Raw genomic sequence first — 8,487 nt, forward strand, 5'->3', positions numbered from 1 at the left:
ATTACAGTTGTCGTTTAGTTTTGGTCGTTGCCATATGGTTAGCCGGATCGTCTGGCCAAACATGCTTGGGGTAGCGCCCTTTCATTTCTTTTTGCACATCTTTATATGCACCAGACCAGAAGCTCGCTAAATCACCTGTGACTTGGAGAGGCCGTTGTGCTGGAGAGAGTAATTCCATAACCAACGTTTTGCGGCCATCAGCAATGTTTGGCGACCTCTGCTCACCAAACATTTCTTGCATACGAACAGAAAGCACAGGCTCTTGGCCTTGTTGATAGCGTATCTTCTTCTTTGAACCTGTAGGCACGACGTAGTGTGTCGGTAGCCATTGGTCAATTTCCTGATTAAGTGGCCAAGCGATATAGGCCATCAGAGCAGGTCCCAAATCCACTTTAGCTAGCGCTTTGATTGAACTTACTCCAACCAGATAAGGCTCTAACCAAGTCTCAAGATTTTCCAACAATTCTGCATCGGAAACACCGGGCCATTGATGTTCTGGCAACCATTCAGCAGCACATCGGATGCGTTCAAGAGTGTCTTTGCTTCTATCGGACCAGTTTAATATATCTAACCCTTTGCGACGTACACAATTTAGTAAAGCCTCGGTCATTTTTTGTTTGTCTGGCTCAGGGAGTGGACAACGCTCAATCACTAAGCGCCCCAGATTACGCTGATGTTCTGCTATCAACCGCCCTTTTCGCTCATCCCAATCGACACTTTCTTTTGCCACAATCAATTGAGGAAGCCATTTCTCGATTGCAACGATATCTAGTTCTGCAGCAAGAAAAATTCTCGAGGAATCAGAGTAGCTGCGCATCAGATCAGCGACTACCAGATACTCAGCGGTCGCGAGGCGTTCATCATCGGCCATTTCAGCACCATGACCGTTCGCCAATAAGAACTTCCCCGTCTGCGATTTTCTTCGTTGACCGATACGGTCAGGAAAAGCCGTCGCCAAGATCACGGCGACTAATGACTCATCAATAGCCTCAAGAGAAAAATTTATCGACAATTTACGTGCTAACACTTGGCCACGTTGCTGCGCGACTTTCTGTTTACTGTGAACACCGCGCTTAAAGCGATCAACACTGTGCATGAAATCGAGGACGTTATGTTCCGGTTCTTCTAGTAAACTAGCCACCGCTGAGGCTGTATTCTTCCAAACTTGCAGTTCAGTGTGCACCAACATCGCCGCAATTCGCGGCTCAACGCCGAGTTCATTTGTCAGGCGGCCATGTTCGGTTAACTGGTATTTGTCATCCAAAAGTCCCAGTTTGTTGAGCAAACGACGTGATTGATTCAGGCTATTCTGAGGAGGGACATCGAGCCACTTCAGTTCAGCAGCATTCGCTGCGCCCCACTGTGCTAATTCTAATGCTAATGCTGCCAAATCTGAGTGAAGAATTTCAGCCTGTGGGACTTCTGGTTGCTGATTCAACTGGCTTTCACTATACAGACGCAGGCAAATTCCGGGTTCAATACGCCCAGCACGACCAGCCCGCTGTACCGCTGAAGATTGCGCAATTCTGCTTTGTTCCAGTTTTGTCACACCACTTTTTAAATCAAACTTCGCGACTCGTTCTAACCCTGCATCCACGACCAAGCGAATTCCTTCGATGGTTATTGACGTTTCAGCAATATTGGTCGCTAGCACCACCTTACGCTTACCATTTTTTGCTGGCTGAATGGCCGCGTGCTGCTGAGCAAAACCAAGTTGCCCGTATAAAGGGCATACTTCGACGTTATCTGGCAGGTCACTCATTCTATCAGCAACACGCTTTATTGCCGCGACACCAGGTAAAAAAGCCAAAACAGAACCGGATTCTTTGCTCATTAGCGAAGCAATTTGTTTGGCCATCACCTCTTCCAATCGCTCATTGGGCTTTAGTGGCTGATAGCGATATTCAACGGGAAAACTGCGACCTTGAGATTCAATATATGCCGCATCCGGCATCAGTTGTCTTAATGCTCGTTGGTCAAGTGTTGCCGACATTACTACCAGTTTTAGATCCTCTCGAAGAGCATCTTGAATCTCAAGACTAAATGCCAAGGCGGTATCAGCATGAATACTACGCTCGTGAAATTCATCAAAAATTAGTAGTGAGACACCATCCAGTTCAGGATCTGACTGGACCATTCGGGTCAGGATTCCTTCGGTGACAATCTCTAATTTAGTCTCTGGGCCTATCTGGGTTTCTCCCCGCACTCGATACCCTACTTGCTGTCCGACCTTTTCTCCCAGTTGCTGAGCCAAATAACGAGCAATATTGCGTGCAGCTAAGCGTCTAGGTTCAAGCATTATAATTTTCCCATCCACGACGCTCTCGCGAAGTAATTGCAGAGGAAAGCGGGTCGATTTACCGGCACCGGGCGCAGCTTTGAGGATAACTTGAGAACGAGTTCGCACGCTTGAGAGTAGCTCATGCATCACGCTCTCGATAGGCAGCTGTGACAATGGAAAAACCTTATGGTGTAATAATGTGAGTATTGTACATAAATCCAGTCCCAAATGAAGTTTGATCCCCAACTCGAATCAGCAATCCTAATTAAACGCTATAAACGTTTTTTGGCAGACATCCTATTGCCCGATAACAGCGAACGTACTATCCATTGTGCCAACACTGGCGCGATGACAGGGTGTGCAACTGCAGGCAACACGGTTTGGTACTCCACATCCGACAACCCGAAACGCAAATACCCTAACAGTTGGGAACTAACACAAACCTCGCATGGGCACTATATTTGCGTTAACACTGCGAGAGCCAATCAGTTAGCGGTAGAGGCCATTGAATCGGGAGTTATCAGTGAATTACAGGGCTATGAAGAGCTGAAAACAGAGGTTAAATACGGCATTGAAAATAGTCGGATTGATATCTTGCTCAAGTCACAACATCAACCAACGTGCTATATAGAAGTAAAAAGTGTTACGCTGTTCGATGAGGAACAGCAGGGACGGGGCTATTTTCCCGATGCAGTGACCACTCGTGGCCAGAAGCATCTGAGAGAGCTCACAGAAATGGCACAAAATGGAAGCAGAGCAGTACTTTTGTTCACTGTTTTACATTCAGGCATTGAAAAAGTCTCTCCAGCACACCATATAGACGCAAAATATTCACAATTGTTGAAAAGCGCACAAGGGCAAGGGGTGGAAGTTTTGTGCTACAAAGCAAAGCTTTCAAACACTGAGATGAAATTGATGGAACGCATCGATTTCACCTGTTGAGAAAAAATGATGTCATCTTCACATTGACAACAAGTTTACGCTCCAGAGTTTGCCTCATATTGTTCTTTTTGCTATAGATAGCCGCCTTAAAATCTAACTGCGGGCGCAGTTGATTAGGTGTTAGTAGGAGATGCTGCATGCCAGAACCGAAGAAAAAAGCGCTAGGCATCCTAGCCATTGCAGGGGTTGAGCCATATACAGAGAAGGCTGGTGAAGAATACATGTCACCGGAACAAATGGCTCATTTCACAAAAATTTTGACAGCATGGCGCAACCAGCTCAGGGAAGAAGTTGATCGCACCGTTCACCATATGCAGGATGAAGCGGCGAATTTCCCAGATCCAGTTGACCGTGCATCTCAAGAAGAAGAGTTCAGCCTTGAACTTCGTAACCGAGATCGCGAACGTCGTCTCATCAAAAAAATAGAGAAAACGTTAAACAAAATCGAAGAAGATGAGTTTGGCTTCTGTGATTCTTGTGGTGTCGAAATTGGCATTCGTCGCCTTGAAGCACGCCCGACCGCTGACCTGTGTATTGATTGTAAGACGCTGGCAGAAATTAAAGAAAAGCAGATGCAAGGCTAAGCACTTCGCGGTTAATAAACACGGTAAGAGGGAGCATACGCTCCCTTTTTGATTTTGATACGATAATAAATGATGAGTTACACAGGCCGTTTTGCACCATCCCCTTCTGGCCCATTACATTTTGGCTCTTTGATCGCCGCTTTAGGCAGCTACTTTCAAGCCAAGGCCCAACAGGGAAAATGGTTGGTTAGAATCGAAGATCTCGACCCGCCTAGGGAGATGCCAGGCGCTGCAGACTTGATCCTTCGTACGCTCGACGCGTACCAACTCCACTGGGATGGTGAGGTTGTGTATCAAAGCCAACGACATGAGCGATACCAGGCCCAGATTGAACAGTGGTTGGGCTCATACCAAGCCTATTATTGCCAATGTACTCGTAAGCAAGTCAAAGCCATGGGTGGCTTTTATAATGGAGCGTGTCGTCATCGGCTACTCGACAATCAAAAAGAATGTGCCGTGCGTTTAACCATGACACATCCTGTTTATTGTTTTGACGATCAAAAGCACGGACAATTAAGTATCCCTAGTCAACTGGCAGATGAAGATTTTATTATAAAGCGTCGAGATGGATTGTTTGCTTACAATCTTGCAGTAGTATTGGATGACATTGATCAAGGGGTCACAGAAGTGGTTAGGGGTGCAGATTTAATTGAGCCTACAGGTCGCCAAATAAGTATGTATAACGTGTTGGGTGTCCCCCCTATCAGCTACCTCCATTTGCCATTGGCACTGGATAAGAATGGTCATAAATTATCCAAGCAAAATCATGCACCAGCCATTGATAACTGCCAGCCTAAACCAGCTTTAATCGAAGCAATGCGTTTTTTAGGTTTTGAGTTGCCAAAGGAAATAGAGCAAGCTAATGTCCCAGAAATCATTGAGTGGGGAGTCTCAAACTGGCAAGTTAACCAGTTACCAGACTCGACTGAGATCACACCAATATTCTCAAATCGCTCACTGTGAGCTATCATTAGCCGCAAATCCGCCCCTAGGGCATAAACAGAATCAGAAGCAAGTCCTGACTAGGCACACTCAAACGCAGCTCACAACCAAAGAGATCAGCGTGACGAGTCACTAAAGCACATGAATAAAAACGACTATACACCAAGCGAAAAAGAAAATTATCCAGAGCTATCTCTGAACATTATTACTCGCCAAGAGCATAATATCTCTCGCAAACAAATCAGTGACAATGCATTGAAGGTGCTATACCGACTTCATGGTGCAGGCTTTGAGGCCTTCCTAGTCGGTGGTGGCGTACGTGATCTACTACTGGGTCAAAACCCGAAAGATTTTGATATCGCTACCAATGCCACTCCTGAGCAAATTCGTCAATTGTTTAAAAACTGCCGCTTAATTGGTCGCCGTTTTCGTCTTGCACACATCATGTTTGGCCGCGACATCATCGAGGTAGCGACATTCCGTGGTCACCATCAGGAAACCAGTAAAAACATCTCTCAACAATCCAAAGAAGGGATGCTGTTGCGCGACAATGTCTATGGCACCATAGATGAAGATGCTGAGCGGCGTGATTTCACCATCAATGCAATGTATTACAACATCGGTGATTATGCGATTCATGACTATGCTGGCGGCAATGAAGACTTAGAAGACCGATTAGTACGCCTGATTGGCGACCCTGAAACGCGTTATCGTGAAGATCCAGTGCGCATGCTACGTGCCATTCGTTTTGCCGTAAAGCTAGACTTCGATATCGAAGAAGAAACGGCCGCACCTATTGAACAGATGTCACCGCTGCTACGTGATATTCCATCGGCACGCCTGTACGAAGAGTCACTGAAAATGCTGCAATCAGGATATGGCCTAGAAACTTATCACCTGATGCGCGAATACAACCTTTTCCAGCAATTGTTCCCTATCATCTCTGCTGATTTCACTGCAGACTATGCTTCCAAAACGGAGCAGATGCTTGACTTAGTTCTTGATTCAACCGATCAACGCATAGAAGAAGGCAAACGTATCAACCCTGCATTTATGTTCGCTGCTATGTTGTGGTATCCGTTGCAGGATCGTGCTGCCTTACTAATGGAAAAGCGCAAACTGCCTTACTACGATGCTATCATGGAAGCGAGCAACTACATTCTTGATGATCAGGTTCGTACTATTGCCATTCCACGCCGTCATACCGCCACTATTCGAGAAATTTGGCAATTACAACTGCGCATGCCACGCCGAAATGGCAAACGCGCCTTCCGCTTGATGGAATTGAATAAGTTCAGAGCAGGGTATGACTTCCTCGAAATGCGAGGAGAAATTGAAGGCGGTGAAACTGAAGAGCTAGCAAAATGGTGGGAAACCTTCCAAAACGCTGGACGTAACATGCGCCAAGCTATGGTTGCCGATCTCGATGTTGATTCGCCTGAGCCAGGTAAAAAGCGACGCCGCAAGCCATTTCGTAAAAAAAAGAGCAAGGCTCAATCATCATGATCACGGCATACATTGCTGTCGGCAGTAATCTTGCCGAACCTGTTGCTCAAGCAAAAAGTGCTATTGAAGCTCTAAAAAAGCTACCAAGATCTGAGTTTTGTCGGACTTCTATGCTGTACAGTAGCACTCCGATGGGACCACAAGACCAGCCGGATTACATTAATGCGGTGGTAGAGATCCACACTGAATTAACGCCACTTGAACTACTTGATTGCACACAGGCGATCGAGCAAGAGCAAGGGCGTGTCCGTAAAGACGAGCGTTGGGGACCAAGAACCCTCGACTTAGACATCGTTCTTTATGGCAATGAGGTGATTGATTCCGAGCGCCTGACAGTTCCTCATTATGGGATGAAGGAGCGCGAGTTCGTGCTTTATCCGCTCGCAGAAATCGCACCAAATTTAACCCTCCCATGTGGGACCAGACTGGAAGAATTACTCAAAGTAGTCAAACAAAACGGTCTGCGTACTTGGCAATCATAGCCAACTCCTTAAAAGGAAAAATCATGAAAAAAATTACCATAAACGACCTGATGAAATGGAAGCAGGAAGGTCGTAAATTCGCGACTTCCACCGCGTACGACGCCAGCTTTGCTCAGCTATTTGAAAGTGCGGAGATGCCAGTACTGTTAGTTGGTGACTCACTGGGAATGGTGTTGCAAGGTACACGCGATACGTTACCTGTTACGGTAGAAGAAATTGCTTATCATACACGTTGTGTACGTGCAGGTAGCCCTAATTGTTTGTTAATGGCCGATATGCCATTCATGAGCTATGCCACTCCAGAGCAAGCTTGCGACAGCGCCGCAAAGCTCATGCGCGCAGGCGCAAACATGGTAAAAATTGAAGGTGGCGATTGGCTAGTCGATACCGTAAGAATGCTGACAGAACGCGCGGTCCCAGTGTGCGCTCACCTTGGTCTCACACCTCAATCAGTGAACATTTTTGGTGGCTTCAAAGTCCAAGGTCGCGATCAAGATAAAGCAGATCGAATGGTTCGTGATGCGCTAGCTCTTCAAGACGCAGGTGCACAAATCATTCTATTGGAATGTGTTCCAAGCGAGCTTGCCGCTCGCATTACAGAAGTATGTGATGTCCCTGTTATTGGCATTGGCGCGGGTAATACGACCGATGGTCAGATTCTAGTGATGCACGATATGTTTGGTATTTCAGCCAACTATATGCCGAAGTTCTCAAAGGACTTCCTTGCTGAAACAGGTGATATGCGTAAAGCTGTCGCTATGTACAAAGACGAAGTTGAAAGTGGTGTCTTCCCCGGTGAAGCCCACACAATTGCGTAAGGATTTGACTGATGCAAACTTTTGCTGAAATTGCCGCTCTCCGTGAGCAGCTCAAACCGTACAAGCGTGATGGTCGCAGAATCGCCTTTGTTCCAACGATGGGTAACCTCCATGAAGGCCACCTCACTCTGGTTCGTAAAGCGCGCGAGCACGCTGACATTGTTGTGGTGAGTATTTTTGTCAACCCAATGCAGTTTGAACGCAGCGATGACCTCAACAATTACCCAAGAACTTTAGAAGACGATCTCACTAAGTTAGGGGCCGAAAGTGTAGATTTCGTTTTCACCCCGACACAAGAAATCATCTACCCTGAAGGTCTGGATAAACACAGTTCAATTGAGGTTCCTGGTTTATCAAACATCCTTGAAGGTGCTTCTCGTCCCGGTCATTTTCGTGGTGTTGCGACTGTCGTCACTAAACTATTTAACATCGTTCAGCCAGATGTTGCTTGCTTCGGTGAAAAAGATTTCCAACAGCTCGCCGTGATTCGCAAGATGACTGAAGATTTAGCCATGGACATAGAGATCGTAGGCGTGGCCACTGTTCGTGAAATGGATGGTCTGGCGATGAGCTCACGCAACGGCCTACTGACGATTGATGAACGACAGCGTGCCCCTGTTTTGTCTCGCACAATGCGTTGGATCAGCAGTGCTATGCGTGGTGGGCGTGATGATTATACCTCAATCATTGAAGACGCTAGTGACCAGTTACGTGCCGCGGGCTTACAGCCAGATGAAATTTTTATTCGTGATGCTCGAACGCTGCAAGCGATCACTGCCGATACCACTCAAGCTGTAATTCTAATGTCTGCTTTCTTAGGTAAAGCTCGCCTGATCGATAACCAAGTTGTCGAAATTGTGGTTGAATCAAAAGAAGAAGAAACCGCTGAAGCGCCCTCGGAAAGCGCTGAATAGCGAGAAGCGAGAAGCGAG

8 protein-coding genes are annotated in these 8,487 nt (G+C 46.6%); 7 read left to right on the forward strand and 1 reads right to left on the reverse strand.

Annotated features, from left to right (window positions below):
• Position 1 precedes the first annotated feature (1 nt).
• A complete protein-coding gene (hrpB, locus tag TW84_RS13985; RefSeq protein WP_045976247.1) occupies positions 2-2,455 on the reverse strand; it encodes an ATP-dependent helicase HrpB in 2,454 nt (817 codons plus the stop codon).
• A gap of 54 nt (positions 2,456-2,509) precedes the next feature.
• Between hrpB and sfsA the strand changes: the two genes are divergently transcribed.
• The 7 genes from sfsA to panC all read left to right on the forward strand — a co-directional run bounded on the left by sfsA (position 2,510) and on the right by panC (position 8,469).
• Positions 2,510-3,223, forward strand: a complete 714-nt coding sequence (gene sfsA, locus TW84_RS13990; RefSeq protein ID WP_045976248.1) for a DNA/RNA nuclease SfsA — start codon at positions 2,510-2,512, stop codon at positions 3,221-3,223.
• A gap of 137 nt (positions 3,224-3,360) precedes the next feature.
• Positions 3,361-3,807: an RNA polymerase-binding protein DksA gene (gene dksA, locus TW84_RS13995; RefSeq protein WP_045976249.1), complete on the forward strand. Its 447-nt coding sequence runs from the start codon at positions 3,361-3,363 to the stop codon at positions 3,805-3,807.
• Positions 3,808-3,879: 72 nt separating this feature from the next.
• A complete protein-coding gene (gene gluQRS, locus TW84_RS14000; protein ID WP_045976259.1) occupies positions 3,880-4,770 on the forward strand; it encodes a tRNA glutamyl-Q(34) synthetase GluQRS in 891 nt (296 codons plus the stop codon).
• 120 nt (positions 4,771-4,890) lie between these two features.
• The gene (pcnB, locus tag TW84_RS14005; protein WP_045976250.1) at positions 4,891-6,255 is read left to right on the forward strand and encodes a polynucleotide adenylyltransferase PcnB; all 1,365 of its coding nucleotides are present in this window, start codon (positions 4,891-4,893) and stop codon (positions 6,253-6,255) included.
• Complete coding sequence (gene folK, locus TW84_RS14010; RefSeq protein WP_045976251.1) at positions 6,252-6,737, forward strand: 2-amino-4-hydroxy-6-hydroxymethyldihydropteridine diphosphokinase; 486 nt, start codon at positions 6,252-6,254, stop codon at positions 6,735-6,737. Before pcnB ends, folK begins: the two co-directional genes overlap by 4 nt.
• A gap of 23 nt (positions 6,738-6,760) precedes the next feature.
• Positions 6,761-7,555: a 3-methyl-2-oxobutanoate hydroxymethyltransferase gene (gene panB / locus TW84_RS14015; protein WP_045976252.1), complete on the forward strand. Its 795-nt coding sequence runs from the start codon at positions 6,761-6,763 to the stop codon at positions 7,553-7,555.
• Positions 7,556-7,566: 11 nt separating this feature from the next.
• Complete coding sequence (gene panC, locus TW84_RS14020; protein WP_045976253.1) at positions 7,567-8,469, forward strand: pantoate--beta-alanine ligase; 903 nt, start codon at positions 7,567-7,569, stop codon at positions 8,467-8,469.
• The last annotated feature ends 18 nt before the right edge of the window (positions 8,470-8,487 follow it).

The sequence above is a fragment of the Vibrio neptunius genome (genome assembly GCF_000967495.1).
Lineage (GTDB): Bacteria > Pseudomonadota > Gammaproteobacteria > Enterobacterales > Vibrionaceae > Vibrio > Vibrio neptunius.

Coding starts and splice junctions, on each gene's coding strand:
- folK (WP_045976251.1), top strand. CDS start 6,252: ATGATCACGGCATACATTGCTGTCGGCAGTAATCTTGCCGAACCTGTT.
- sfsA (WP_045976248.1), top strand. CDS start 2,510: ATGAAGTTTGATCCCCAACTCGAATCAGCAATCCTAATTAAACGCTAT.
- panC (WP_045976253.1), top strand. CDS start 7,567: ATGCAAACTTTTGCTGAAATTGCCGCTCTCCGTGAGCAGCTCAAACCG.
- panB (WP_045976252.1), top strand. CDS start 6,761: ATGAAAAAAATTACCATAAACGACCTGATGAAATGGAAGCAGGAAGGT.
- dksA (WP_045976249.1), top strand. CDS start 3,361: ATGCCAGAACCGAAGAAAAAAGCGCTAGGCATCCTAGCCATTGCAGGG.
- pcnB (WP_045976250.1), top strand. CDS start 4,891: ATGAATAAAAACGACTATACACCAAGCGAAAAAGAAAATTATCCAGAG.
- gluQRS (WP_045976259.1), top strand. CDS start 3,880: ATGAGTTACACAGGCCGTTTTGCACCATCCCCTTCTGGCCCATTACAT.